Origin of the sequence: Faecalibacterium sp. AF28-13AC (assembly GCF_003478405.1) — a bacterium.
In the GTDB taxonomy this organism is placed as follows: domain Bacteria; phylum Bacillota; class Clostridia; order Oscillospirales; family Ruminococcaceae; genus Faecalibacterium; species Faecalibacterium prausnitzii_E.
This window is the reverse complement of record NZ_QUFG01000005.1, coordinates 86,721-111,289: the sequence shown is the minus strand read 5'-3', so window position 1 is coordinate 111,289 and position 24,569 is coordinate 86,721. Positions and strand designations below refer to the sequence as shown.

22 protein-coding genes and 6 tRNA genes are annotated in these 24,569 nt (G+C 42.4%); all 28 read left to right on the top strand.

Translation table 11 applies throughout. The annotated features are described in order from the left end of the window. Window positions 1-21: 21 nt before the first annotated feature. The 28 genes from DWY95_RS08490 to DWY95_RS08340 all read left to right on the top strand — a co-directional run bounded on the left by DWY95_RS08490 (window position 22) and on the right by DWY95_RS08340 (window position 24,564). The gene (locus DWY95_RS08490) at window positions 22-441 is read left to right on the top strand and encodes a type II toxin-antitoxin system PemK/MazF family toxin (protein ID WP_158577544.1); all 420 of its coding nucleotides are present in this window, start codon (window positions 22-24) and stop codon (window positions 439-441) included. Window positions 442-492: 51 nt separating this feature from the next. Further along, window positions 493-1,419, top strand: a complete 927-nt coding sequence (locus tag DWY95_RS08485; RefSeq protein WP_118553163.1) for a hypothetical protein — start codon at window positions 493-495, stop codon at window positions 1,417-1,419. A gap of 77 nt (window positions 1,420-1,496) precedes the next feature. Continuing rightward, window positions 1,497-3,707 carry an RNA ligase gene (locus DWY95_RS08480; protein ID WP_118553162.1) on the top strand — a complete coding sequence of 737 codons (2,211 nt, stop codon included), beginning with the start codon at window positions 1,497-1,499 and terminating at the stop codon, window positions 3,705-3,707. Window positions 3,708-3,862: 155 nt separating this feature from the next. Then, a tRNA-Leu gene (locus DWY95_RS08475) sits at window positions 3,863-3,946 on the top strand. 7 nt (window positions 3,947-3,953) lie between these two features. Then, window positions 3,954-4,029: transfer RNA gene (locus DWY95_RS08470), tRNA-Pro, on the top strand. 88 nt (window positions 4,030-4,117) lie between these two features. After that, window positions 4,118-4,188: transfer RNA gene (locus DWY95_RS08465), tRNA-Gln, on the top strand. Window positions 4,189-4,193: 5 nt separating this feature from the next. Further along, window positions 4,194-4,275: transfer RNA gene (locus DWY95_RS08460), tRNA-Leu, on the top strand. Window positions 4,276-4,376: 101 nt separating this feature from the next. Further along, window positions 4,377-4,451 (top strand) — tRNA-Gly (locus DWY95_RS08455). 189 nt (window positions 4,452-4,640) lie between these two features. Then, a tRNA-Ile gene (locus DWY95_RS08450) sits at window positions 4,641-4,717 on the top strand. Between the two features lie 142 nt (window positions 4,718-4,859). Then, on the top strand, window positions 4,860-6,404 hold the full coding sequence (locus DWY95_RS17385; protein WP_347562023.1) for a DNA cytosine methyltransferase: 1,545 nt from the start codon (window positions 4,860-4,862) through the stop codon (window positions 6,402-6,404). A gap of 12 nt (window positions 6,405-6,416) precedes the next feature. Next, window positions 6,417-6,959 (top strand): tRNA (adenine-N(6)-)-methyltransferase, encoded by a 543-nt coding sequence (locus DWY95_RS08430; RefSeq protein WP_118553161.1) that lies wholly within the window; start codon window positions 6,417-6,419, stop codon window positions 6,957-6,959. Window positions 6,960-6,987: 28 nt separating this feature from the next. Continuing rightward, complete coding sequence (locus DWY95_RS08425; protein ID WP_118553160.1) at window positions 6,988-7,194, top strand: hypothetical protein; 207 nt, start codon at window positions 6,988-6,990, stop codon at window positions 7,192-7,194. Continuing rightward, on the top strand, window positions 7,191-7,469 hold the full coding sequence (locus DWY95_RS08420) for a hypothetical protein (protein ID WP_118553159.1): 279 nt from the start codon (window positions 7,191-7,193) through the stop codon (window positions 7,467-7,469). Before DWY95_RS08425 ends, DWY95_RS08420 begins: the two co-directional genes overlap by 4 nt. A gap of 374 nt (window positions 7,470-7,843) precedes the next feature. Next, window positions 7,844-8,947 (top strand): hypothetical protein, encoded by a 1,104-nt coding sequence (locus tag DWY95_RS08410; protein ID WP_118553157.1) that lies wholly within the window; start codon window positions 7,844-7,846, stop codon window positions 8,945-8,947. A 67-nt stretch (window positions 8,948-9,014) separates the two neighbouring features. Beyond that, entirely contained in the window at window positions 9,015-10,163 is a 1,149-nt protein-coding gene (locus DWY95_RS08405) for an AAA family ATPase (protein WP_118553156.1), read from the top strand. Beyond that, window positions 10,163-10,855: a hypothetical protein gene (locus tag DWY95_RS08400; protein WP_118553155.1), complete on the top strand. Its 693-nt coding sequence runs from the start codon at window positions 10,163-10,165 to the stop codon at window positions 10,853-10,855. Before DWY95_RS08405 ends, DWY95_RS08400 begins: the two co-directional genes overlap by 1 nt. 21 nt (window positions 10,856-10,876) lie before the next feature. Continuing rightward, complete coding sequence (locus DWY95_RS08395) at window positions 10,877-12,400, top strand: hypothetical protein (RefSeq protein ID WP_118553154.1); 1,524 nt, start codon at window positions 10,877-10,879, stop codon at window positions 12,398-12,400. Window positions 12,401-12,409: 9 nt separating this feature from the next. Next, window positions 12,410-13,432 (top strand): DNA primase, encoded by a 1,023-nt coding sequence (locus DWY95_RS08390; protein WP_118553153.1) that lies wholly within the window; start codon window positions 12,410-12,412, stop codon window positions 13,430-13,432. Beyond that, window positions 13,429-15,153 carry a DHH family phosphoesterase gene (locus DWY95_RS08385; protein WP_118553152.1) on the top strand — a complete coding sequence of 575 codons (1,725 nt, stop codon included), beginning with the start codon at window positions 13,429-13,431 and terminating at the stop codon, window positions 15,151-15,153. Before DWY95_RS08390 ends, DWY95_RS08385 begins: the two co-directional genes overlap by 4 nt. Before the next feature lies 1 nt (window position 15,154). After that, window positions 15,155-15,496, top strand: coding sequence for a hypothetical protein (locus tag DWY95_RS08380; RefSeq protein ID WP_118553151.1), 342 nt, complete (start codon window positions 15,155-15,157; stop codon window positions 15,494-15,496). Further along, window positions 15,489-15,794 (top strand): hypothetical protein, encoded by a 306-nt coding sequence (locus DWY95_RS08375; protein ID WP_118553150.1) that lies wholly within the window; start codon window positions 15,489-15,491, stop codon window positions 15,792-15,794. The genes DWY95_RS08380 and DWY95_RS08375 overlap by 8 nt, the downstream gene beginning before the upstream one ends. Window positions 15,795-15,797: 3 nt before the next feature. Then, on the top strand, window positions 15,798-16,046 hold the full coding sequence (locus tag DWY95_RS08370) for a hypothetical protein (RefSeq protein WP_118553149.1): 249 nt from the start codon (window positions 15,798-15,800) through the stop codon (window positions 16,044-16,046). A 9-nt stretch (window positions 16,047-16,055) separates the two neighbouring features. Further along, a complete protein-coding gene (locus DWY95_RS08365; protein WP_118553148.1) occupies window positions 16,056-16,817 on the top strand; it encodes a metallophosphoesterase family protein in 762 nt (253 codons plus the stop codon). Then, the gene (locus DWY95_RS08360; protein ID WP_118553147.1) at window positions 16,810-17,052 is read left to right on the top strand and encodes a hypothetical protein; all 243 of its coding nucleotides are present in this window, start codon (window positions 16,810-16,812) and stop codon (window positions 17,050-17,052) included. The genes DWY95_RS08365 and DWY95_RS08360 overlap by 8 nt, the downstream gene beginning before the upstream one ends. Next, on the top strand, window positions 17,049-17,372 hold the full coding sequence (locus tag DWY95_RS08355) for a hypothetical protein (protein WP_118553146.1): 324 nt from the start codon (window positions 17,049-17,051) through the stop codon (window positions 17,370-17,372). The genes DWY95_RS08360 and DWY95_RS08355 overlap by 4 nt, the downstream gene beginning before the upstream one ends. Window positions 17,373-17,389: 17 nt before the next feature. Continuing rightward, window positions 17,390-20,734 (top strand): DNA polymerase III subunit alpha, encoded by a 3,345-nt coding sequence (locus DWY95_RS08350; RefSeq protein WP_118553145.1) that lies wholly within the window; start codon window positions 17,390-17,392, stop codon window positions 20,732-20,734. Between the two features lie 12 nt (window positions 20,735-20,746). Next, entirely contained in the window at window positions 20,747-23,077 is a 2,331-nt protein-coding gene (locus tag DWY95_RS08345) for an AAA family ATPase (protein ID WP_118553144.1), read from the top strand. 173 nt (window positions 23,078-23,250) lie between these two features. Beyond that, window positions 23,251-24,564 (top strand): hypothetical protein, encoded by a 1,314-nt coding sequence (locus DWY95_RS08340; protein WP_118553143.1) that lies wholly within the window; start codon window positions 23,251-23,253, stop codon window positions 24,562-24,564. Window positions 24,565-24,569 lie beyond the last annotated feature (5 nt).

The window sequence follows — 24,569 nt, the reverse complement described above, 5'->3', positions numbered from 1 at the left end:
TCATTGTAGAGGAGAATGACTATGGATAACAATATTGACCCAAAGGTCGGAGAGGTTTGGTTGGTTGATCTATCTAATGCGACAGGTCATCAGCAGCGCGGCATTCGACCGTTCGTTGTGACAAGTAACAACAAGCGTAACCTCTTCAGCCCAACAATCAAGGGGAATCCGTTATCTTCAAGAACATGCAAGCGTTCTCCGGTTCATGTTCTACTTTCAAAGGAAGACTGTGAGTTCCTAGAGGTTGATAGTATCGTTCTCTGCGAAGAGACTGATACACTTAACAAAGGACAGTTCATCAAGAAACTTGGTGTTTTGTCGGAGCGTCAGATGAATATGATTGCAATGGCAAGATGCAAAGATGAACCATTTTTGCTCGCAGCATTTCTGAGCGGCGTACAACATACTATGGAATTTCAGAATTTTGCCGCATTTGCTTGATTTGTTCTCAGGTTTAATGGTACACTACATAATAAGAAGGAGTGTGCCACTATGCTTACTGAAGAAAAAATCAAAGCTTTTGCCGAAAAGTATTCTGATAGAAGCGGTGAGTTTGTTATATCGACGCTTAACCATGTTATGGATTACGAGGCCGAGCGTGGGTATGAGTTGTTTGACTTCACAAAAGATGATTTTGTAAAGATGTTTGCTAAATACAATTGGGTGAACTCAAGTCGGTCGTTCAGAAATGTAAAGTCGATAATTACAGGGTACATCAAAAGTGAGGATCGAGCGAGTATGTATGACTTAGCTGAATTCTCGGAGAGCGATGTGAGTTCAGACAATATGTACGAGGACAAGTATTTTGCGTCAGTTGATGAGTTTGTTGATTTCTTGGACAAGTATGAAGAGCCATATCAGATTCGTATGAATGTGATTGCCGTGCTGTACTGGATTGGCCTTACTTCTGAAGAAGTTTCCAATCTGACGATTAACGATGTTGACTTTGAATCATGTACTGTTTTGAATAAGACCAGTGTTGACGCGAGACTGATGAATATCATCAAGCAGTGTTATGAAATGAAACAATATGATGCCCCCAATATGGGAGGATACAGAACGTTTTATGTCATAAATGGTGATTACATTCTTCGCAAAACAGAGGATAGAACTGGTGCAGACAGTGATTCAAGAATGTCTACGAATACGATTCATAGTTATTTCACGCGCTTGAATGATATTCTCGAAAGAAGATATCATTCAAAGGCTTTAGACCGAAGACATCTGACCAGAAACGGCGAGTATGTAAAGGTTTATAACTACTGCAAAACTCATCCAGAATTTAATCTTACAGAACTTAGTTTCGGAAATGGTAAAGATCCTCTTGCGGACATTATCGGAAGAAAGTGCAGCAAGGTTGCATACATTAGTTTCCGGCAAGGATACAAGGGCTGGATCGAATACTTCCACAAAAATTAAAAACAGGGGGCTTCGGCCCCTTGATTTTAACATTGTAACTATATAACACAGGATACTTATTAGAAAGGGAAATGTAGATGAGAACGCTTTTGCTGTTCCGTGGAGCACCAGGTTGTGGGAAGTCCACCTATATTAAAGAGCATAATCTTGAGCAGTACGTATTGAGTGCTGATACACTTCGCCTTATGTGCCAGAGCGCACAGGAAACACCTGCCGGGAAGATGGAGATTTCTCCGCAGAATGATGATGTTGTATGGGAGATGCTTTTTAAACTGCTTGAGGTGCGCATGAGTCATGGCGAGTTTACCGTGATTGATGCAACGAATTCCAAGACGGTCGAAATGAATCGTTATAAGAATCTTGCAAAACAGTATCGTTATCGAATGTATGTTATTGACATGACGGACCTTCCGATCGAGGAATGCAAACGAAGAAACGCTCAGAGAGAATGGCTGAAGCGAGTTCCTGAAGCGGCCATTGATAAGATGTACGCTCGGTTTGCTACTCAAAAAGTTCCTTCTGGCGTGAATGTCCTTCCTTCTACTACAGATGTGATGTCCGATTTGAACTACTGTCCGAATGACTTCAACCAGTGGAAGAAGATCCATGTCATCGGTGACATTCATGGCTGTTATACTTGTTTAAGTGAATACCTTGGTGAGATGAAGGACGACGAACTTTATATCTTCGTTGGTGATTATCTCGATCGTGGCATCGAGAACGTTGAGGTATTCAAGTTCTTGTGTGATGTTGTAAATAACAACCGCAAGAATGTGATCCTTTTGGAGGGGAATCACGAACGTTGGCTGAACAAGTGGGGGCATGATGAACCGGTTCAGAGTGAAGAGTTTGCAAACTACACTCGTCCGCAGCTCTTTAAAGCCGGTATTGACAAGAACACTGCTCGTAAGATCTATTCCAGAGTTGGCCAATGTGCTTACTTTGAGTATGATGGGAAGCGGTATTTCGTGAGCCACGGTGGTTTGAGTTATCTGCCTTATTTTCTTCCTTTTATATCTGCTGATCAGATGATTAAAGGTGTAGGTCGCTATCCTGATATGCTAACCGTGGCTGAGTCTTGGGAAAAATCGATGCCGGATAGCTACATTCAGATCTTCGGTCATCGAAATGTGCAGGATGTTCCTATTGATATGGGGCATCGGTGCTACAACCTCGAAGGAAAAATCGAGTTTGGTGGATATCTCCGTTGCGTGGAACTTGAACATGGTCAGTCAATCAAATGTGTAGAAACAAAGAATGATGTGTTCCGAAAAGAGGAGCCAAAGACTGAAACTGCCGTTGAAATGAAAACTGAGTTCGATAACGCAGAACTTGTCAGTAAGATGCGTCAAAGCAAATATGTGTTTGAGAAGCGATTCGGAGATATTTCTTCTTTCAACTTCTCTCGTGAAGCATTTTATAAGAAGCACTGGGATGAGGTTTCTACCAAAGCAAGGGGATTGTTCATTAACACAAAGACGAATAAGATTGTAGCTCGAAGCTATGATAAGTTCTTTGCGGTCGATGAGCGGAATGAAACGAGAATTGGAAACCTACAGAACACTTTGAAGTTCCCAGTGACTGCATATCTGAAGGAAAACGGATTTCTTGGAATTGTCTCGTATGATGCAGAACAGGATGGTCTGTTCATTGCAAGTAAATCCACTCCTGAAGGGCCTTTTGCAGATATGTTCCGAAAAATTCTCATGGATACGACTTCTGATGAAGACCGTAAGAATCTGAAGGAAGTTGCAAAAGAGAATGGTTCCATCATTTTTGAGGTGATTGATCCTGTAAATGACCCGCATATCATCGAATACAAGACACCACATATTGTTTTGCTGGATATTATTGCGAATGATATGAACTTCAGTGTGATGGATTACGATGATCTGAAGCGTGTTGCTGAAAAGTGTCATTTGCAGATTAAGGAGAAGGTTAAAATCTTTGAGAGCTGGAGTGAATTCTATCCTTGGTATGAAGAAGTCATGAATGAGAATTATCTGTACAATGGCATCGAGCATATTGAAGGCTTTGTTTTGAGAGATAACAACAATTTTATGTTTAAGCTGAAGCTTCCTTATTATAAGCACTGGAAGTTCTTGCGTGGTGTTATGCAGAGCGTTCAGAAGCGTGGCTATTATGAAAATACCGCAAAGTTGTTTACTGCTGAGGATAACCTGTTCTATGGTTGGATGCGTGAGCAACGAGAGAAAGACCAGGAATCTTTTTGCAAGAAGGGTATTATTCAGTTACGGAATGAATTCTATGAGAATCGGCACGAATAACTAAGATATTTTCTTCCTCCGAAAATGCCCTGTGTGTGGCTGACAGCCGGGAAAGACCGGCGATATAAGCCCAAATGATGGAATGTAGGCAGACATGGAGTTCTCAAACAACTCTGCGAAAGCGTATGGGTTCGAATCCCATTTTGGGCATATAAGCCACCGTGGTGAAATTGGCAGGCACGAGGGACTTAAAATCCCTTTCTGGCAACAGAGTACGGGTTCAAATCCCGTCGGTGGCATTTATATCCGGGTGTAGCTCAGTTGGAAGAGCGCGTGCTTTGGGAGCATGAGGCCGCAGGATCATGACCTGTCACTCGGACCAGCCCGAAAGGGCATGTAGAATTTTTCATTCACATTATTCCCGGCTCTCTGGAAACAGAGCAGTGTGGTGTAGCAAGCTGGGTAGATGATGCGCCATCGCCAAGCGGTAAGGCAGAGGACTTTGACTCCTCCATCACAGGTTCGACCCCTGTTGGCGCAATTTATGCGGATATGGTGGAATGGCAGACACGCCAGATTTAGGATCTGGTGCTTCGGCGTGTGGGTTCGATGCCCACTATCCGCACCACGGTCATGAATCGTTGTTGTTCATGGTTGAACTCCTTTGACCACTATTATTCCCAGCTCGCCAGTGATGGTGCAGTAGTGCTTTGTAAGCTGGGTTCTCATGCAGCGGTCGTACAACGGCTAGTATATCAGCCTTCCAAGCTGAGGATGAGGTTTCGACTACCTTTCGCTGCTCCAATTTCGTACGGGTAGGGATTTTAAGCGGTCAGTCCCGGCTGCGCCTGTGCGAAATACCACCCCAAAAGGGGCGAGATATAGGAAATGTGCATCGCTGTTATTCCTTCCTCGTCTATATGATATAGATGCAATAGTGTTTTATAAGGAAGGTGCCCAGTTGAATAGTTGCAGCTGTTTAACTGGTAATATGGGATAGTAGCTCAGTTGGTCAGAGCTGGCGGCTCATAACCGCTTGGTCGGGAGTTCAAATCTCTCCTGTCCCACCAGCCCGATAGGGTATACATAAAATCCGCTAGAAATTTTGTTTTATAAGCGAATGAATAATATGGCGTTGATACGTCTATTATTTTTCGCTCATTTTTAAAGTTTTAGCTATATAATACAGGATACTAAAAGGAGGAATGGGAACTGAAACATTACGGAGATATCACACAACTCCATGGTGACCAGATTGAACCTGTTGATTGTATCACTGGAGGTTCGCCCTGCCAAGACCTTTCAATTGCCGGTAAAAGAGCCGGTCTCGCAGGAGGTCGGTCTGGTCTGTTTATGGAAATGATTCGTGTGATTCGAGAAATGATGGAGGCTACAAATGGAGAATATCCAAAATTTGTTATCTGGGAGAATGTCAAAGGAGCATTTAGCTCAAATAAGGGAGAAGACTTCCGGTGCGTCTTGGAAGAATTTGCTCACCTTTCAGAGCCAGAAGTTTCAATTCCTCGACCTTCTGGGAAAGACGGAAAATGGTCAAAATCTGGCGCAATTTCCGGTAATGGATGGTCTATCGCGTGGAGATTGTTCAATGCTTGTGGTTGGGGCTTACCCCAGCGTCGAGAGAGAATCGCGCTTGTCATGGATCTTAGAGGGCAACGTGCCGCAGAAATATTATTTGAGCGCACGGGCGTGCCAGGGAATCCTGAACAGAGCATCTCGGCGTGGAAAGGCATTGCCCGACCTCCTGAAGAATGCGCTTCTGGAAATGATCGAGTGGTGGAGAATGAAAGAGCATACACTTTAAAAATCCGTTCAGGATGCGAAGGTGGCGGAAAGGGTGCTCTGGTACAGACCGAAAAGAGTGCAATGCTATCAACGCTACAGGATCAAACCTTAATTTGCTTGGCAGATAATGGATTTGATGGATACAATTCTTGTTTGACGGGATGTATTTCTTCGACTCTTGGAGTTAATTGCGGCACATCAGCAGGAAGAAACGGTGTTATCCAATTACATAATTTAAAACAAAATATTTCCACAGCGGTATTTGAAAGCCATAGTCAGGATGCTCGATACACTCAGCAAGGTAATACAAGCCCAGCTTGTACAGCTCAATGGGGTACTGGTGGTAATAATATGCCGCTTGTCGCTGAAAAGAAAGCCTTTGCTATGCAACGTATTGGTGAATATAAGGAAAGCGAACAGGCCAGCACAATGAAATCTCGTGATTATAAAGATGCAACTGATCTTGTAGTTGAAGAGAAAGAGGTGAAATGTGCTGGATTTCCACTTGGATTTAGACCAGAAAACACTCGTTGTTATGATGAATGTGCGACTACACTTTGTAATGGCACAAGACCAGGATGGACAACTGCGTGTGTTCTCAATTGGATTGTTCGCCGTTTGACTCCTGTTGAATGCGAACGGCTACAGGGTTTTCCTGATGGATGGACTGATATTGGGGAATGGACTGACGAGAATGGGAAGAAGCATAAACCCGCCGATTCTCCTCGGTATAAGGCTCTCGGTAATTCGATTGCACTTCCTCAGTGGTTCTGGATTGCACAGAAAATGAAACCATATCTTGGTGACGGTGCTACGCTTGGCAGTCTTTTCGATGGAATTGGTGGCTTTCCGCTTGTCTTTGAAAGTACGTATGGTGATGGTACTGCTATCTGGGCGAGCGAAGTGGATAGTTTTTGCATCGCAGTTACAAAGAAAAGATTCCCAGAAAATTAAAAGGAGATATTGATGCCAGAAAACAAAGGATATCTTACATCTGACCGATCTACGGCAGGCGACGAGCGATACACTCCGGTTTACGCAGTTGTTCCATTGCTTGAATTTGCCCCCCCATCGAGTAAAGCAGTGATTTGGTGTCCGTTTGATAAAGAATGGTCTGCTTTTGTGCAGGTGTTTAGAAATGCTGGGTACAAAGTAGAGTGTAGCCATATCGATAATGGGCAAGATTTCTTTACATATGAACCAGAACGTTGGGATGTTATGATTTCGAATCCTCCTTTTAGTAAGAAGGATGATGTGCTGCGTAGAGCATATGAACTTGAAAAACCGTTTGCTCTACTGCTTCCTGCAAATAGTATTCAGGGGAAAACACGATTTGACATTTTTAAAAATGATGTACAGATGTTGTGTTTTGATTCTCGAATCGGATTTATGGACCCTGAACACACAGACAGTCCTGTCGAGGGAGTGTCGTTTGGAAGTGCATACTTCTGTAGAAATTTTCTTCCAAGTAAGTTAGAACTGCGGAAGCTTGATAAGAAAATTTCATAAAAGGCTAATTCAAATAAGAGGTGACACGATGAACAGCAAAATTTCTATCAATGCAACCATCGACCCCGGTTCTTTGAGTATTCCGGCAAGTCCTATCTTCCAACAGGAAAAGAATACATATTTTTGTCCGTTTTGTGTGACGAAGCTGGAGAAGTTCGAGCGTGAATGTTCTGATTGTCATCGCAAGATGGATTGGAGTAGGTTCACTGAAAAGAAGGAGGAGGTGTTCACTTGAATATAGATTTCTTCCGACGGCGCAAGACTCAGCTTGAAGATACGCTTCTTTTGAAAAATCAGGCCGTCGATATGCTTGATTATCTAAAGACGCACTGCATCAACAATGACCAGTATTGTGTAATTCGGGATTATATTGAAGAAGCTGCGAAGATTCTGGAGAGCGATCTCGAATATGCAAATAACAAACTGCAGTCTGCATTTAGACCTAAGCATGGTCGGAACAACAGATTGACTCGTGCTCAATCTAAGATGTTCCGTGATAGGGAATATTAAAATGGGGTGATGCCGTATGAACACATGTAAGAAAATATGTAACTGGTGTGGTCGTGAAATCAAGCCGATAGGCAGCGAGCAGGGAATCAGTTTTGAACATCAATACTCTTACGGTAGCCAACTTGATGGTTCGCTTTTGAGTTTTGATCTGTGTCCTGAATGTTCAGAACGGCTCCCGGTAGTGCTCGGCGCGATGTTTTTACATAATCCCTTAAAGGACGATTTCTAACGGTAAAAGCCGTATGAAATATAAGCCATCAATAAGCCAGACGGAGGATAATACATAGAATGAATAGTGCATGAATTGATTTAAGACAGCATAAAGAAACATAAGTGATTGTTAATGAAACAAAATTACATAAAGGAGACTTGATATGGCAGATAGAATTTTTAATCTTCCTCAGACCCGTGGCTCTTTTGAGATGGCTGGTAAGGTCACCGGCACTCAGCGTAGCAACTTCTATAATGAGAAGGAGACAAAGAGTGGTGCTATGCGCCGTGTCTTGAGCTTTGGCGTTCAGACCTCTAACGAGAACACTTTCTATATTGATCTGGCTGGTATGCCTCGTGACAAGGTTTACTTCTTCCGACGTGCCGATAAGGACAAGGGCATTGAGAAGGACAAGAAGGAAGTCGCTTGGAAGGATCGCATGACCTATGTTGCACCGGAAGGCTATGACATGATTGGCGTTAAGGTCGGTGTTACCAAGAAGACGAATGAGTCCGGCAAGGTTGTCAACGATAACAAGACTCTGACTGACTTCGATGCAGCTAAAGAGATTTCTGAGAACCTGCATGACGGCGATAATGTGTATGTCCGTGGTAACATTGAGTACAGCACTTACAATGGTAAGCACCAGATTCGTTTTGTTCCTACTCAGGTGTCGCTGAGTTCTAAGGAAATCGACTTCGATGCAGAGGGTTTTGAGGAACTGGCTCTGTTCACTCAGACCATTGTGTACACTGGTTGCCGCAAGAGCGATGAGGGTGATGAAGTAGTTGTCGATGCGAAGATCGTAAACTATAACACCATCGAGGATGCAGAGTTCTTCATTGATTATAAGGCAAACGCTCAGAATAAGGTCCTGGCTGATTCTATTCGTAAGCGTCTGAAGCCTTATACTAGCTTCGAGTGTTTTGGTCCCATCGTTAATCAGCAGAAGGTTGAGGAAGTTGAGACTGAGAATATCTGGGGTGGCCCCAACAAGATGAAGCGCCAGAGCACCCCGGCGGTTCGCAAGCTGTATATTGAGGGTGTTAATCCTGATTCCTTTGATCCGAATCCTGGTGACAATGATGCGGAGCCCACTTACACTGAGGACAATATTTCCGAGGCACGGGCAAAGATTGTTGCCAACGTTCAGGCCAAGAAGGACTTCGACGGCAAGGCTGCTGAGAACGACACTTCTTGGTGGGGTGGTTCTAACAAGTCTACTGTAACTCCTGTAGACGAGGAAGAGGATGACTGGGGAGTGTAATTTTTAGTCTTAGCTAAGTAACGCAGGATACTAATAAAAGAAAAGATTTGGAGAGGAATTTACATATATGGCTATGATTCGTAAGGCATCTGCTGTTCGTAAGAAGCTTCATATGCTGATTTATGGCGAACAGGGAACTGGTAAGTCTCGTACTGCTATGCAGCTGTGCTATTTGAAAAATGCAGACGGTAAGCCGTTCCGTGTTCTGTATTTGGATACCGAGAATGGTTCTATTGATAATTACACCGAGGAGCTGGAAGCCAATGGTGTGAATCCTGATAATCTGCTGATTGTTTACACACAGTCTCTAGCAGAGGTTCAGGATTATATCAAGATGGTTACCAACGATGAGGATATTGAGGATGAGAATGGAGATGTTTATCTGGATGCAGATGGCAAGCCGTTCCGTGCAGACGCTCTGGTTGTTGACTCCGCTTCCATCCTCAAGATGACTGCTACCCAGGGCCTCACCGCCTTCTCGCAGAAGCGTGCCAAGGTTAAGGCTGCATCTCAGGGTCTGACCGGTGATGAAAAGGCAGTTAAGATTGAGGGTGCTGGCATGGAGCTCAAGGATTTCAATACTCTGAACTTCAAGGGTCAGTCTCTGATTTTGGATCTGAATGCATCTGGTGTGAACTACATCGTTGTTTGCCGAGAGAAGGACGAGAAGCATACTAAGGTTGTGAATGGTTCTATCGTAAGTGAGCCTACTGGTCGTAAGATTCCTGATGGGTTTGCTGGTCAGGAGTACAACGTTGATACTGAGTTCCGCCTGTATTTTCAGGATGGTCAGCAGCTCGCTTTCTTCGATAAGGATCGTACCGGTATGCATAAGGGCGGTGAGGTCGTTGAGGATCTGACCCTGCTTGAGTATCAGGATATTATTTCTAGTAGCGCAAAGAATCGGGAGAACGTCATCAAAAACGGCTTAAACGATGCTGTTAAGACTGAGGTTAAGCTGAGTATGCGTGACCTTGGTATCGAAAACGATGAGCCGGATGATGTTCCGGCAGATAAGAGTTCCGATAGTAAAGAGCCTTCTATGGATGACATCAAGGCAAAGCTGAATGACCTGATTGCTTCCGCTTCTCCTATGAAGAAGAGTGCCGCACAGAAGGCTGTTAAGGCGGCTGGCCTGTCTACCGCATTCCGTTCTATGACTGATATTGAGGAACTGAAGAAGGTTGCCGCAGTCATGGAGAAGGAACTGGCTTAATGGAACTAACCCGTAAATGCAAGATTTGCGGGAAGAATATTTTCATCGAGCGAGACCGTAGCACGTTTTTCTACGACAAGACGGGCTTTTGCCATAAAGATTGTTTTGTAGAAAAAAAGAAAAATCAAAAACGCCCTTGGACAGATGACCTGCTAAGGGCATTTTTTGACAAAGCAAAACCCGCTACGGATAAAAAGGTCGATGATCTTCTTTCCAAAAAGAGAGAACAAGACCACAATCGTGAGCTTGCACATATCAAACAGGAAGAAAAAAAGATTCTTTTCGACCATATTCGAGATACATACGCCCCGGCGGTTGTTCCGGGTAGCTTCTACTCGAAACTTACGCAGTTGATTTCCGGGAATTATTACAAATATAGAGGTTCGATTCCTCCGCTAGAACTTTACGATATGTGGGTTCTAGCGAAACCCCGACTAGATAAAATAATTGCCGAGAAAGAAGCAAAAGGTTTTGATATGAGTCAACGATGGAATTATGACTTGGCTGTTTTGCTGGCACAATATCCGAGTTATCTCGAACAAAAAGAGAGACAAGCTTCGATTCGTAGTGAATGCGAAAGTAAAACGAAGGAAAACCTGACGGAAACGGTACTGAAACGGATGAAAACAGTACCAAAACAGAGCAAAAACGAGAATGAAATTGATATAAATGCAATTCTCGATGAGATATAAAAGCACGAGGGAGGTGGATGAGTGGAACTCATTTCAAATATCCCGAACGAAATTCTATTTGTCGGCGCAATTTACAAGCATCCTGACTATTTGGTCGAGTATGGGCATTATGTCAAGAGCAAGTACGATTTTGCCGATGAAGCAACAAAATTTTTCTACGATGCAGCGTTAATTATTTACGAAACTCGGACTCAAGAATTCAATAAAACATCTGTTTTAACGTTTATGGCTGAAGATGAGTCCAGATTGTCCCAATACAAGCGGCTGAAGGGCTGGTCAACCATTGAATACTACATGAGCCTTGCAAATGACGATGACATCAAGGGATACTTCAATATCCTGAAAAAATATTCGCTACTTCGTGAATATCAGAGAAACGGATTTAACATTGAAGGAATTTTGAAGCATCGACAGTTTGAAATGTTTGGTGCTCAGGACATTTACAAATTGATTCGTGGCAAGGCCGACAAGATCAATACGGTTATCATCACAAACGATGATGCTGAGATCTTAAATAATGGTCTGCTGCCAATGGTTAATGAACGTCTGAGTGTTCCTGATATGGGCTTGCCGTTCCAGTATCCTATCATGAATGATTTGTTCCGAGGATTGAAGCTGGGCACTGTGATGTTCAATGGTATGCCATCTAACGCTGGCAAGACTAGATACATGATGGCGATTGTTGCATACGTCACATTGGTTCAGAAGCAAAAGGCACTTCTGCTGCTAAACGAGATGGATCTTGAATCCGTCCGGTACTGCTTACTGGTCACTGCTATCAATAATCCTGAGTTTCAAGAGCTGCATGGCCATCGTTTTCATAAGGATGAACGAGAAATCACACTTGGAATGTACCGTGATGTAAACGGGAACTTCATCTTCCGAAAACAAAATGAGGATGGAGAGTACATAGAAAGCATTGATGAGTTCACTGCTCGTGTCTACGAGGAGAGCGAAGAGTATCGCAATGTTCTCGATGTTTGCCAGTGGATCGAGAATGAATCACAGGGTTTGATTATCGCAAAGGATGTCTCTGCCGATTACAGTGATAAGTCCCTGCGATTTGAAATTCAGAAAGCAGCTCTCACTCAGGGAGTTAAGTATGTGTTCTACGATACTCTAAAGAACGACATTGCATCTATTGGTGAATGGGCAGCGTTCAAGGTCACGGCCACCGAGCTTGAAGAGATTGCGAAAAATCTGAAGATCTTTATCTACGGTAGCATCCAGTTGGCTGAAAATGCCCATGAGTATCTTCCTGATGAGCTGAATTCAAACAACATTGCTGAGTCAAAAATGATTAAGCATGTTGCTTGGACGATGGTTCTATTCAAGGAGATTCCAAAAGATAAGTTTGTGAAGTATCAATACATTTCTCATGACCCTGAGTGGGGCGGTGACTGTGCCCATCGGCTGAATCCAGATAAGCGGTATTACATTGGAAACATCGACAAGAACCGTTTTGGCGAAAAGAAGAAAATCATGTTTGAAGTGAATTTGAACCAGAATGTCTGGAAAGAGGTCGGTGTCTGCACCAGAAAGTAAGGAACTACAATGGTAAATATCGCAGATCTGAAAAATTACATTCTTGAAGAACAGCAGATTGAACCGATTCTGGAGAAACTTGGTTGTCATCATATTAGTCACAAAGCTGGATATTACCAGTGTGCGAATCCAGATGGCGACAATAGAACGGCACTCTGTATTTACGAGAATGAAAATCTTACTGCGGTAGATTACACACGAGACATTGCCAATGGAAAGACCAGCTATGATTTGATTTCTGTCGTCCAGTTTTTTCTGGAACTGTCTTTCCCAAAAGCCATTAAGCAAATCTGTGAATGGGTTGGGCTTGACTACTATCACAACTTTGAGGAAGACCTTCCTAAAAGTATGTTGATCTTAAAAGAACTCATCGCAATGCAAAATGAAGGTGAAGAACACGAGGACGACCGTCCGATAGTCCCCATCTCTGAAGCTATCCTCGGTTATTATAAGCCTCATGTAAACCAGATTTTTGCTAACGATGGGATATCTTACGAGACACAGCAAGAGTTCGAGATTGGCTTTGATGAGCTGACAAATAGAATCACGATTCCAATCAGAGACGAAATTGGTACTCTGGTTGGTGTAAAAGGAAGATATTTCGGTAAGCCGCCCGAAGGTGAATTGAAGTATCTGTATCTTGAGCCGTGTGCCAGAAACCGTATTCTGTATGGCCTGTACAAAACAGAGCCTTATATCAAGAATAAAGGTCTGGTATATGTTGGTGAGGCTGAAAAGTCTGTTATGCAGATGTGGAATATGGATGTCTTCAACTGTGTGGCGACTGGCGGTAAGAAGGTTTCACAAAATCAAATTGAAATTTTAACACGTCTTTGCGTTGATATTTGTTTTGTCTTTGATAAAGACGTTCAGATTAGTGAGCTTATGGTTCTCGCCAATCGATTTGTCGATGGCGTAAGTGTGTATGCTGTAGTAGATGATAAGGGGATTCTGGATGAAAAGGAAGCCCCGACTGACAATCCTGAAAAATTTAAGGCATTGATTGAGAATTGTGTTAGGAGAATTAAATGAATGTAAAACTCTGGAAGGGGAGTAGGAACGACCTATCAGATCCAATTGGAACGATTATGGAGAATAGAGGAGTCAAGGATTATAAGACCTACATGGATCTGGATGATTCTTGCTTGAATTCTCCGTGGGAACTGGACAACATGGAAGATGCTGTCAGGCTGTTGAACAAACATATCTGGAATAAGTCTATTATCTCTATCCTTGTAGACTGTGATGTGGATGGATTCACAAGTGCTGCAATGATGTTTCAGTATTTGAAGACGATTGGTTATTTTGGAAAAATCAATGTTCTGTATCATAGTGGCAAGGAACATGGACTCTCTAAAGAAATTGAGGTTCCACCTGAAACTACCTTGCTGATTATTCCTGATGCTGGCAGCAACGACGTTGAGCAGTGTAAGGAACTCCGTGAAAAGGGCATTGATATTTTAATTCTTGACCATCATATCTGTGATAGAGAAAACCCTTACGCAGTAATTGTCAACAACCAGAACGGTACATATCCTAATAAGGAATTATCTGGCGCTGGCGTGGTGTATAAGTTTCTTCAGGCTGTTGATGAATATAATTGGACTGATGTTGCAGACCGATATCTTGATCTGGTTGCTGTCGGAAACATTGGTGATGTCATGGATATGCACTCACACGAGACAAAACGTCTTTGCACGAAAGGTCTTGCACGAATTGTAAATCCGATGATTTGCGCTCTGATTGAGGCAAATAGTTTCAATATCAAGGGCGACCCGACTATCAATGATGTTCAGTTCTACATTGTTCCAATGATGAACGCATTGATTCGTGTTGGCGCATCTGAGCAAAAAAAGCGGATGTTCCGTGCGATGGTCGGTGAAGAACAGACATTCCAGTATACTCCGACTCGTGGTAAGAATGCTGGTGTCACGATTGATGAAACTCTGGCGCAGCATGTGGCTCGTGAGTGTTCCTCTTGCAAGTATCAGCAGAATAAAATCAAGGACAAGGCTGTTGGAGAGCTTCAGAAGTTAATTGAAAAGCACGGTGCAGACCAGAATAAGATTCTTTTCTGTAACTCTACAGGTATTCTTGATAACACTCTGACCGGTGTTGTAGCAATCAAGCTGGCTGAAATGTACGCAAAACCGTGTGTGTTGCTTCGTACTTTTACTGATGAACCGGACTATTATGGTGGTTCAATGAGAAATCCTGACGGTTCTCCGATTGAAAGCCTAAAGGAATTCTTGATGAGCACCGGAGATTTTGAATCGGTTCTTGGTCACGACAATGCTGCTGGTGTGAAAATCAAGAAAGAAAACGTGCCAAAGGCTATTGCAGACTGTGATGAACTGCTTAAAGATGTCACTATGAGTAAGGCAATCGTGGTTGACTTTGATTTTGATTACAATAAATTGAACGTTGCATTGCCGAAAACGATGTATGAGATGCACAAAATCTGGGCACAAGGAATTTCCGAGCCGTATTTCTACATTAAAAATATTCCGCTGATTCATAGTGGATGTGCTCCGATGGGCAAGAACGGCAATATGTGGAAGTATTCTGACGAAGAAAAAGGCATTGATTTTGTGTGTTTTAATGACAATGGCCGGATGATTGGCTGGATTAACAATGACTTCTATGGTGGTCAAGAAGAAAAATACATCAATGCTGTATGCCGGTTGTCTTTGAATCAGTATGGAAACAAGGTGACTCCGCAGGCACAGATTGTTGATTTTGAGGTGATTTGATATGGGAAATCTGAAGCGTGCTATTGCCATCGACTTTGATGGCACTCTCTGTGAGAATAATTATCCCGATATTGGTGAGCCAAACTGGAATGTCATTTATCAAGCAATTCAGGAACAGAAGCACGGTGCTGGTCTGATTCTCTGGACTTGCCGTGAAGGAAAGCTTTTGTATGATGCAATGGAGGCTTGCTTTGATTGGGGTATTCAGTTTGATGCAATCAATGAGAGTCTTCCTGAGTGGAAAGAGCATTTTGACACTGCTCCTAGAAAGGTTGGAGCTGATGAATATTGGGACGATAAAGCTAAAGTTGTAAAGAATGGAGAGTTGATTGATAATGAATAAAGTGGATAATTACGATTTGCCATTAAATTTGCTTGACAAAGCACATCAATCACTTGCACATACTATTGCAGATTTAGAACTACTTCGGGAAGGCACAGCATTTAATCAGATTTTAAATGATGGTGCTCATATTATTGAACCGGATGAATTGACTCATATTCTTGATAAATTTGCAGAGCAGCATCCAGATTGGGAGATTTGTATCGAAACTGACCACGGATCGGTTAGTGAGAAATTTAAGATGGATCATGTTTTCTATGAAGGTATGGGAGATATGATTGTTCTTGATTTTGAATGAAAAATGGAAAAACGACGATATAGATATTACAAAATTGATTACCGTACATATAATTATACGCTCAAGAAATATCACAACTTACACAGAGAAATCTACGCTGAAAATGCAAGAGATGCAGTTAAAATGCTAAAAAGCAAAGAGTGTAATCGTGAGTTTGAGATTGTTAAAGTCTACTTTGTTGATATTTTCGGTGATAGAAACGATAGGTTTTATCCACGAACTTATGTGATTGATAAAGAAGATTTTGAGTGAGGTGAGTATATGGTTTACATTACAGGCGATATTCATGGTGACTTTAATCGGTTTTTAGAATTGGAAAAGTTTTGCCATGAACACAATCTTGGAAAGAATGACTGGATTGTCTGCCTTGGCGATGTCGGTTTGAACTATTACGGCAAGGACGACCCTCGCGAATGGAGTATAAAAACTATCGCCGCAGATATTCCTGCAAATCTGTTTTGTATTCATGGCAACCACGAGCGCCGCCCGTCTCGTAAGGATGGTTATAGGACAAAGGAAATCAGTGGAGATATTTGTGGTAATGTGTGGTATGACCCACATTATCCAAATCAGTATTTTGCTATTGATGGCGAAGTCTATCAAATTCTTGCTGATAGGGAAGTATTAAACTGTCTTGTTTGCGGCGGAGCCTATTCTGTAGATAAATATTATCGGTTGGAACGTGGATGGAACTGGTGGCCGGATGAACAGCCTAATGAGAAGACTAAGAAAAAGATTTGGAATATTACACATGACCCTCAAATCGATGATATTGATGTTATGCTCACGCATACCTGTCCATTCCGGTTCATTCCAACTGAATTGTTTATCGGTGGTATTGATCAAAGCACAGTAGACCAGTCAACTGAAATATTCTTTGATAATATATACGAATGCTATCCTAACGATTGTAAACCATTCTGGTACTTCGGCCATTTTCATGGTAATAAATACACTAATGACTATGTGATGCTTTTTGATGACGTTATTAAATTTGGAGATAAGGTGAAGAGTGATGAGTGAATATCATGTGAGCTGTGGTATGTTTGGTATTTACGCAGGAACTATTAAAAAGAATGGAACTGAGTGGAAAGATAAAACTCGTGTCACAGATGAAGCTATCGAGGCAGTTCGTGATTGGCTTCTTTCTGAAGCTCAGTTCAACAATAGAACTTTTGGTGGATACACATGGACAACAAAGGACGGTAAGACTGTAACTTTGAGAGTGTCCATCGAAGATAAGGAGCAGACAGAATGATCAAAGATAAAAATTTACGAGTGCTTGATTATATTGATGGCAAGGAAATCCTCATTCAGATGGGTGAGGAAGGTTCTGAGCTGTCGAAAGCTGCAATAAAGTTTTATCGTGCAATCGATATGAAGAACCCAACGCCTGTAAGCATTAACGAGGCTTATGAAAACCTCGTAGAAGAATTCGGTGATGTGCTGAACTGTATCTACGCATACTATGATGATGACGAGGATTGCATCTTGGCGTTTACATCGAAAGCGAATGAGATTGCTAACGAGAAGCGCAAGCGTTGGATTAAGCGCTTGAAGGAACGCAATCAGTTTTAATGGTGAAAGGAGAATAGATGTCAGATAATTTTGTAAATCTTCATGTACATACAGCGCAGGGTTCGTTACTTGACTCTATTCTTACCGTCAAGGAACTTGTAGACTTTGCCAAAGAGAATGGTCAGAAGGCTATTGCTGTTACGGATCATGGCAAGATGCACTCTTTCGTTGACCAAGTTAAGGCTTGCAAAGCAGAAGGTATTAAGCCTATCATCGGCTGTGAAGTCTATGAAGTAGATAATCAGGCAGAGAAAGCCGATACAAAAGACTATAAACAACCTCGTTACCATCTTGTTTTACTAGCAAAGAACGAGACCGGTTTAAAAAATCTATTTAAGATCGTTTCAAATGCTTGCGTTGATGGTATGTATAAAAAGCCTCGAACTTCTTTGAATATTATTGAACAGAATGAGTGGGGTAAAGGTATCATCTGTCTTACAGCCTGTCAAGTTGGTCGAATGAGTAGATTACTTGTTGATGGCAACGAGACTGAAGCATGGCAGTTATGGAACAAACTGAAATGGATCTTTGATGACGTGTTTATGGAAGTTCAGTCTCATGATACGCCAGATCAGGCTGAAGCTAATGCCAAAATTGCAGCTTTTATCAAAAAGTACAATATTCCGTATACCATTACAACTGATGCTCATATGCTTTCCAAGGAAGATGTTGATGCACATTCAGTTTTTGTAGAAATTGGAGAAGGACGAGAAGTTGGAGAAAGTTATGTTGACTGCTATCTTCAGACCGAAGACGATGTGCTGAGAACACTTTCAAAGCAGTTTGATGAAGACTTCATCCGAGAAGGCTGCTCAATGTCTGTGAAGATTGCAGATATGATTGATAATATTGACATTGGCCTCGGTCAGCCGAATCAGATGCCCGAAGTGAAAATTGAAGGTGAATTTGATTCGCATCTGGATTACCTGCGTTACCTCGTTTATTCTACTTTTGATGAAAAATTCGGATGGATGAGTAAAGAAGAACAGCAAACCCGGCGGGATAGAATTGAGATGGAGCTTGACGTTCTTGAATACGTTGACTACATCGATTACTTCATTATGCTATATATGCTTTGCAAGGTGGCTGATGAACGAGGTATCCCTCGCGGCTATTCTCGTGGTTCTGGTGCAAACTGTCTATGTCTATTTATGTTAAACGTTACGCAGATTGATTCTGTTCGTTGGGATCTTGACTTCTCTCGTTTTGCAAATAAAGGTCGTAAGAGTCTCGCAGACTTCGACTTTGATATTAGCCGTCGTCGTCGCAAAGAACTTGTTTCTATTGCAGAAGAGCTTTTTGGAAAAGAGAGTGTAGCACCAATCGCAACTTTTAATTCTCTGTCTACAAAGGTTGCCATTAAGGATATTGGCAAGGTACTGAACGAAGATCCAGAAAGCCCATATTATATGCAGATTCCGTATGAATTGCGAAATGAAGTTGCTAAGTTGATTCCGACCGTGAAAACATTGGATGATCTCGGAGAAGAAGTTGAGAAGGAAGTTCTATTGAAGGACATTCTTGGAAAAAGCGAGCAGCTTTCTAATGTGTATGATAAGTTTCCTCTGTGGTTTAAGTACGTTATGCGACTTGAAGGTTTACCGAAGAGTATGGGTCGCCATGCTGCAGGAACTTTGATTACGCCTAAGCCTGTTATTGAATATTGTCCTCTCTGTATGGATAGAGAAGGTAATCAGATGTGTCAGCTTGAAATGCACAATGCAATGGACGACTTATCGTTGGTCAAGATGGATTTTCTTGGTCTTGAAAATTTGGACACGATTGATGACACATTAAAGATGGCCGGTCTAACTTGGAAGGATGTTGACATCAACCATCTCGACCTAAACGATAAGGCAGTCTACGACGCAGTTTATAAGTCTGGACACACAATTGGTATTTTTCAGATGGAGTCTGCTGAAGCTCGAAAGATGTGTGTTGAAGCAAAATGTGACAACGCCGAGGATATCATTGTTGTGAATGCAGCAAACCGCCCTGGTACTAAGGACAGCTTCCCGACGTATTGTTCCAATAAGCTTTACCCAGAAACTATCAAACTACTTCATCCTGATATCAAACAGCTTTTTGCCAAGACTCAGTACATTCTTCTTTATCAGGAACAGGCTCTGGCAGTATTTCGTTATGCAGGATTCCCTGAAACTGAGGTTGACAATGCTCGTCGTGCAATTGGTAAGAAAAAGAAAGATGTTATGGCATCCTTGGAGGTCCAGTTTAGAGATGGTCTTCACAAAAAAGGATGGAACGATTATCAGATCTCTGAGATGTGGGCATTGATCTTGAAACAGGCTTCTTATTCCTTCAACCGGGGCCACGCAGTTGCTTATGGACTTCTTTCTTACCTGACAGCATACCTGAAGACTCATTATACTGAGTATTTCATGGCTGCGTGTATGATTACTAAAGAAGATGATTCTGGCAAAATGGGTGTGTTCATCAATGAATGTGACCGTCTACATATTCGGGTCCTTCCTCCAAGTGTTAACAAGTCTGATATGGAATTTAAGGCCGATGCAGAAAAGCACACAATTCTGTTTGGCTTGAAAGCCATTAAAGGAATGGGTGAGAGTGTCGCATCAGGGGTGATTGCAGACCGTCCATATTCTGGATTGGCAGACTTTGTTCAGAGAGCAAACGGTGGCAAGATTGGCACTTCAAACGTTGTCAAGTTGATTAAGGCGGGAGCTATTCCAACAAAAGACAAGAGAAAAATCTTAATCACTTTTGCAAATATGGTTTTTGAGAACGAGTATAAAGAGAAAGGTTTCCACGAAATGGCATCTCTCCCCAAAATCTCTATTCTCAAAGATGAATACGGAATTGACACAGATTCTATTAAAGACAAACCTACCAGACTCGCCTTATATAATAAGGTAAGAAGGGAGCGCTGGGAAGCGGACTCATGGAATCGGAAGAAAGAAAAAGACAAAAAGCGGAATGCCTTTATGCAGGCGTTTGCTGAAAAGTATATGCAAGACGAGCACATGTGGGAATTTGAAACCCTTTCAATGTTCTTGACTAGCAATCCCATTAAGGATGCTTGCACCTATATTGATGCTGGTCTTGATACTGTAGAGGATGGCGGTAAGGCAACTGTTATTTGTGTCATCGTAGATATCCAAAAAAAGAAGGATAAACGTGGCAACCAGTTTGCATACCTACATGTTTACACGACAGGTGGTATTGTCGAAATGATTTGTTGGGCATCTCAGTATGCACGATATTCAAGTCTGATTTCAAAGGGTAGCGATCTTGCAATCCTTTGCAAGAGAAAAGAAAATTCGTACATTGTTGAGAAGATGAAGCCATACAAGCAGTGGCTGCGAGATAGAGAGATAGCGTAAGAGGGTTGTAAAGTGGCAGATAAGAAATTTAATGAAAATATGATCCGTTGTTACATCAGGATAAAACGAGTCTTTTATCCGAAAGATGGGAAGGAGGTTGAGCCCGGCGGCTTCGCCACTTTCTCTGCCGAGGTGGTAAAAATTAAGCAGGGGAACCCTATTATGAGTCGATATGGTGACCTCCGACTGAAAGGCAACGTTCCTAGCCTTGATATGGATAAGACTTATTCGTTCTGTGGTGAGTATGTTCACCATGAAAAGTTTGGGGACCAGTATAAAATCGTCTATATGAACGAGTTCCAAGAGATTACTGACCCAGAAGAACAGAAAAGCTTTCTCAATTTTATCTTGACAGAACATCAGTTTGAGATGCTTTACGAAGCATTTGATAATCCGTATGAGATCATCAAGAACGGTGATATCAAGTCTCTTTGCACTGTTAGTGGCATCACAGAAGGTCGAGCACAGAAAATTATCGATGCCTTTGAAAATAATATTGATAACAGCGAAGCATACACGAAGCTGATTGAATATGGTTTGACTCCCAGTGCTATCGGAAAACTTGTTCATCAATATCATGGCGCAGACACTCTGGTAAGAAAGATTGAAGAGAACCCTTATGTTTTGATTGACGATGTATATGGTATTGGCTGGAAGAAAGCTGACGCTCTTGCTTTGAATATGGGACTGAAGCCAAACTCTCAGTTCCGAATCGAAGCTTACGTCATGCATTTTCTTGCCGACCGTGCCGAAGAAGGCAATTCTATCATCCCGGCAAACCAGACAATCAATAGTTGCATTAAGGAACTTGGTTTGGATGAGGGTGACCAAGAGGTTATCAAGAGAGCACTTTTCCATCTGCACGATGTCCGCGAAACGCTTTGGTGGAGTGATGATCGTCAGGAATTTGCTTTGACAAGAGTGTGGAATCTGGAAAATAAGATTGCAAAGGAAATTAAGCGTCTGGCGGATGCACCTGTCGAGCCGATTGGTCGAAACATGGACGCTGCAATCGACGAAGCAGAACATGCTCTTGGCATCGAGTACACCGAGGAGCAGAGAGATGCTATTAAAAAGGTATGCTCTAGTAATGTCTGTATCTTGACAGGCTACGGAGGAACCGGTAAAAGTACCGTTGTCGCTGGTGTCCTAAAGGTTCTTCGTGGTAAGTCGTTTGCCCAGACTGCACTCTCTGGTCGTGCTGCTGCTCGTATGCAGGAGATTACTGGTCAGGACGGCAAGACAATTCACCGCCTCCTTGGTTACGACATTGAGAATGGTGGTTTTGCCCATAACAAAAACAATCCTTTAGAGGAGGATATCATCATTCTGGATGAAACCTCTATGGTTGGCGCTAAATTATTTTACGATTTGATTCAAGCAATCGAAAATGGTAAGCGATTTATCATGATTGGTGATGACGGCCAGCTTGAGAGTATTGGTATGTGCAACATCTTCAAGGATATGCTTGCCTCCAAGGTTGTTCCGGTTGCTCGCTTGACGAAGATTCACCGTCAGGCTGCTAAGTCAGCGATTATCACAGAGAGCATCAAGGTTCGTAATGCCACGCAGTTGGTTCCTTACGGTTGGGCTGGTAATGAGATTCGTGGCGAGCTGCGTGATTTGGAGCTTGATATCTATAAGGATGCAGGCGAGTCATTTAGCCATATCATCAATCAGTATCGTACCTTATATAATAAGGTAGGGAACGATAGTGCAAAGATTCAAATCGTACTTCCACAGAAGCTCCGTGGCAGCATCTGCACCTACGAGGTCAATAATGCCATTCAGGAAATTGTGAATCCGAGTCGTGGTCAGACCGAAGCGAAGATTTCTATCTATGGTGATGGCAAGGACAGAGTGTACACTCTGCGTGAGGGCGATCAGGTCATTATCAACAAGAATAACTATGAACTTCATACATACAATCTCAAGACAAAGAAAAAAGAAGAGAAGTGTCCGGTGTTTAACGGCAACCGTGGCATAATTCGAAAGATTGAAGGCAGTTTCATTCTGGTTGACTTTGACCAGTGGGGCACAATCTTCATCCCTCATTATTTTGGTGGGAACAACATCTGGGCAACGCTTGAACTCGCTTATGCTTTGAGTTGTCATAAACTGCAGGGCAGCGAAGCTCCGTATGTGATTGTCGGCATGGACAACTCTGCATACTTGATGTTGACGAGAGAATGGCTCTATACGGCCATTACTCGTGCCAAGAAGTATTGTGTGATTTGCGCTGAAACTCACGCTCTTGATCGGGCTGTAAAGACTTCGAGAGTTCCATATAAGCGGACGTTCCTGAAGGAATTTTTACGGAAAGAATTTTCAGAAAAGCATTGACAATTATATGAGTATCCTGTATAATATAGCTATAAAAAGTCTCTATCTCGGAGGCTTAAAATTCTCTCTTTAGCTATATAATACAGGATACGAGAAAGAAATGGCTTGCTCGTAATGGCAAGCCTTTCTTTATTCATTATAACCATATAACACAGGATACGCAAGGAGGCTTTATGACAGATAAAGAGCTCATAGGTAAGCTCGACGCGATGGTAAAGGCATTGCAGAGCACGAAGAAAAAGACAGACAAGACCCGCATTTTGCTGGATGTACGAAAGGATTTTAGGACTGAAGCTGACGAGTTGATGGCATTCTTCAAGTTCCTTCTCGACCCGTCAATCGTAACAGGACTTTCGGATGCAAAAATCAATAAGCAGGTGAATACCAAACCTGAGATTGATATCCAGTATCTCAGTTGTGGATACCTTTATATTATGGGTGCTGGTCACAACACTGGTTCTGACGCATCCATCGCAACAATCCAGAACTATTTACATAAAAATCCCGAGCACGAAGAGTTTCTAAAGCGGCTGTTTACCAAGAATCTTCCGCTTGGCGTTGAGGCAGCTACCATCAACAAGGTATACGGCGAGGAAATTATTCCTGTCTGGGAAGTCCAGCAGGGATATCCGATTGATAAGGTGAAGCTGAAGCCTAACGAAAAAATTTTTGCCTCTCGCAAACTCAATGGATGCCGTGGCACCTACATCAATGGTCAATTGATTTCCAGACAGGCGCAAGCGTTTACCGGGCTTGACCATATCATTAGAGATCTTGAAAATCTTTGGTACCTAGGATATGTATTCGACGGAGAACTGATTCGCAAGAATGTGGATGGACTATCGGATAATCAAAATTTTGTAACTGGCACAGGGATTTTAAACAGCGACACAGCAGATAAGAGTTGCATCAAATTCGTTGTTTTTGACATGGTTCCAGAAAATCAGTTTTTGACTGATAGCTGCACTGAACGATACGAAGTTCGCAAGAAGCGTCTCTTAGATTTAAAGGAAAGGCTTTGGAGAACCGGAACCGACAATATTGAAGTCGTTGAAATGGTTTACGAAGGAACTGACCATTCTAAGATTGATGAGTGGCTTGACTACGCTGTTCAGCATGATTGGGAAGGGCTTGTTATTAACCGAAATGTTCCATACCGCCGTAAACGTCACAATGGTTGCCTAAAAGTTAAGCGTTTCTACACGGTTGACCTTCGCATTACTGCAATCGAGGAAGGACAGAATCGGCTGGCTGGTACGATGGGCGCTCTGGTCGTTGATTATAAAGGTAACGAACTTCGAGTGGGTTCTGGCTTTGATGATTCCACGAGAGCTGCTGTGTGGGCAAATCCTGATGATTACATCGGCAAGATTGTGGAATGTAAGTACAAAGAGGTCACGATGGACAAAAAGACTGGCCTTGAGTCTCTGCAATTCCCGACATTTGTGCGATTCCGAAACGATAAGAATGAAGTGAGTTACGGCTAAGGAGA

Coding starts and splice junctions, on each gene's coding strand:
- DWY95_RS08370 (WP_118553149.1), top strand. CDS start 15,798: ATGGAAAAACGACGATATAGATATTACAAAATTGATTACCGTACATAT.
- DWY95_RS08480 (WP_118553162.1), top strand. CDS start 1,497: ATGAGAACGCTTTTGCTGTTCCGTGGAGCACCAGGTTGTGGGAAGTCC.
- DWY95_RS08430 (WP_118553161.1), top strand. CDS start 6,417: ATGCCAGAAAACAAAGGATATCTTACATCTGACCGATCTACGGCAGGC.
- DWY95_RS08485 (WP_118553163.1), top strand. CDS start 493: ATGCTTACTGAAGAAAAAATCAAAGCTTTTGCCGAAAAGTATTCTGAT.
- DWY95_RS08355 (WP_118553146.1), top strand. CDS start 17,049: ATGATCAAAGATAAAAATTTACGAGTGCTTGATTATATTGATGGCAAG.
- DWY95_RS08390 (WP_118553153.1), top strand. CDS start 12,410: ATGGTAAATATCGCAGATCTGAAAAATTACATTCTTGAAGAACAGCAG.
- DWY95_RS08350 (WP_118553145.1), top strand. CDS start 17,390: ATGTCAGATAATTTTGTAAATCTTCATGTACATACAGCGCAGGGTTCG.
- DWY95_RS08385 (WP_118553152.1), top strand. CDS start 13,429: ATGAATGTAAAACTCTGGAAGGGGAGTAGGAACGACCTATCAGATCCA.
- DWY95_RS08365 (WP_118553148.1), top strand. CDS start 16,056: ATGGTTTACATTACAGGCGATATTCATGGTGACTTTAATCGGTTTTTA.
- DWY95_RS08405 (WP_118553156.1), top strand. CDS start 9,015: ATGGCTATGATTCGTAAGGCATCTGCTGTTCGTAAGAAGCTTCATATG.
- DWY95_RS08400 (WP_118553155.1), top strand. CDS start 10,163: ATGGAACTAACCCGTAAATGCAAGATTTGCGGGAAGAATATTTTCATC.
- DWY95_RS08425 (WP_118553160.1), top strand. CDS start 6,988: ATGAACAGCAAAATTTCTATCAATGCAACCATCGACCCCGGTTCTTTG.
- DWY95_RS08340 (WP_118553143.1), top strand. CDS start 23,251: ATGACAGATAAAGAGCTCATAGGTAAGCTCGACGCGATGGTAAAGGCA.
- DWY95_RS08490 (WP_158577544.1), top strand. CDS start 22: ATGGATAACAATATTGACCCAAAGGTCGGAGAGGTTTGGTTGGTTGAT.
- DWY95_RS08410 (WP_118553157.1), top strand. CDS start 7,844: ATGGCAGATAGAATTTTTAATCTTCCTCAGACCCGTGGCTCTTTTGAG.
- DWY95_RS08375 (WP_118553150.1), top strand. CDS start 15,489: ATGAATAAAGTGGATAATTACGATTTGCCATTAAATTTGCTTGACAAA.
- DWY95_RS08360 (WP_118553147.1), top strand. CDS start 16,810: ATGAGTGAATATCATGTGAGCTGTGGTATGTTTGGTATTTACGCAGGA.
- DWY95_RS08380 (WP_118553151.1), top strand. CDS start 15,155: ATGGGAAATCTGAAGCGTGCTATTGCCATCGACTTTGATGGCACTCTC.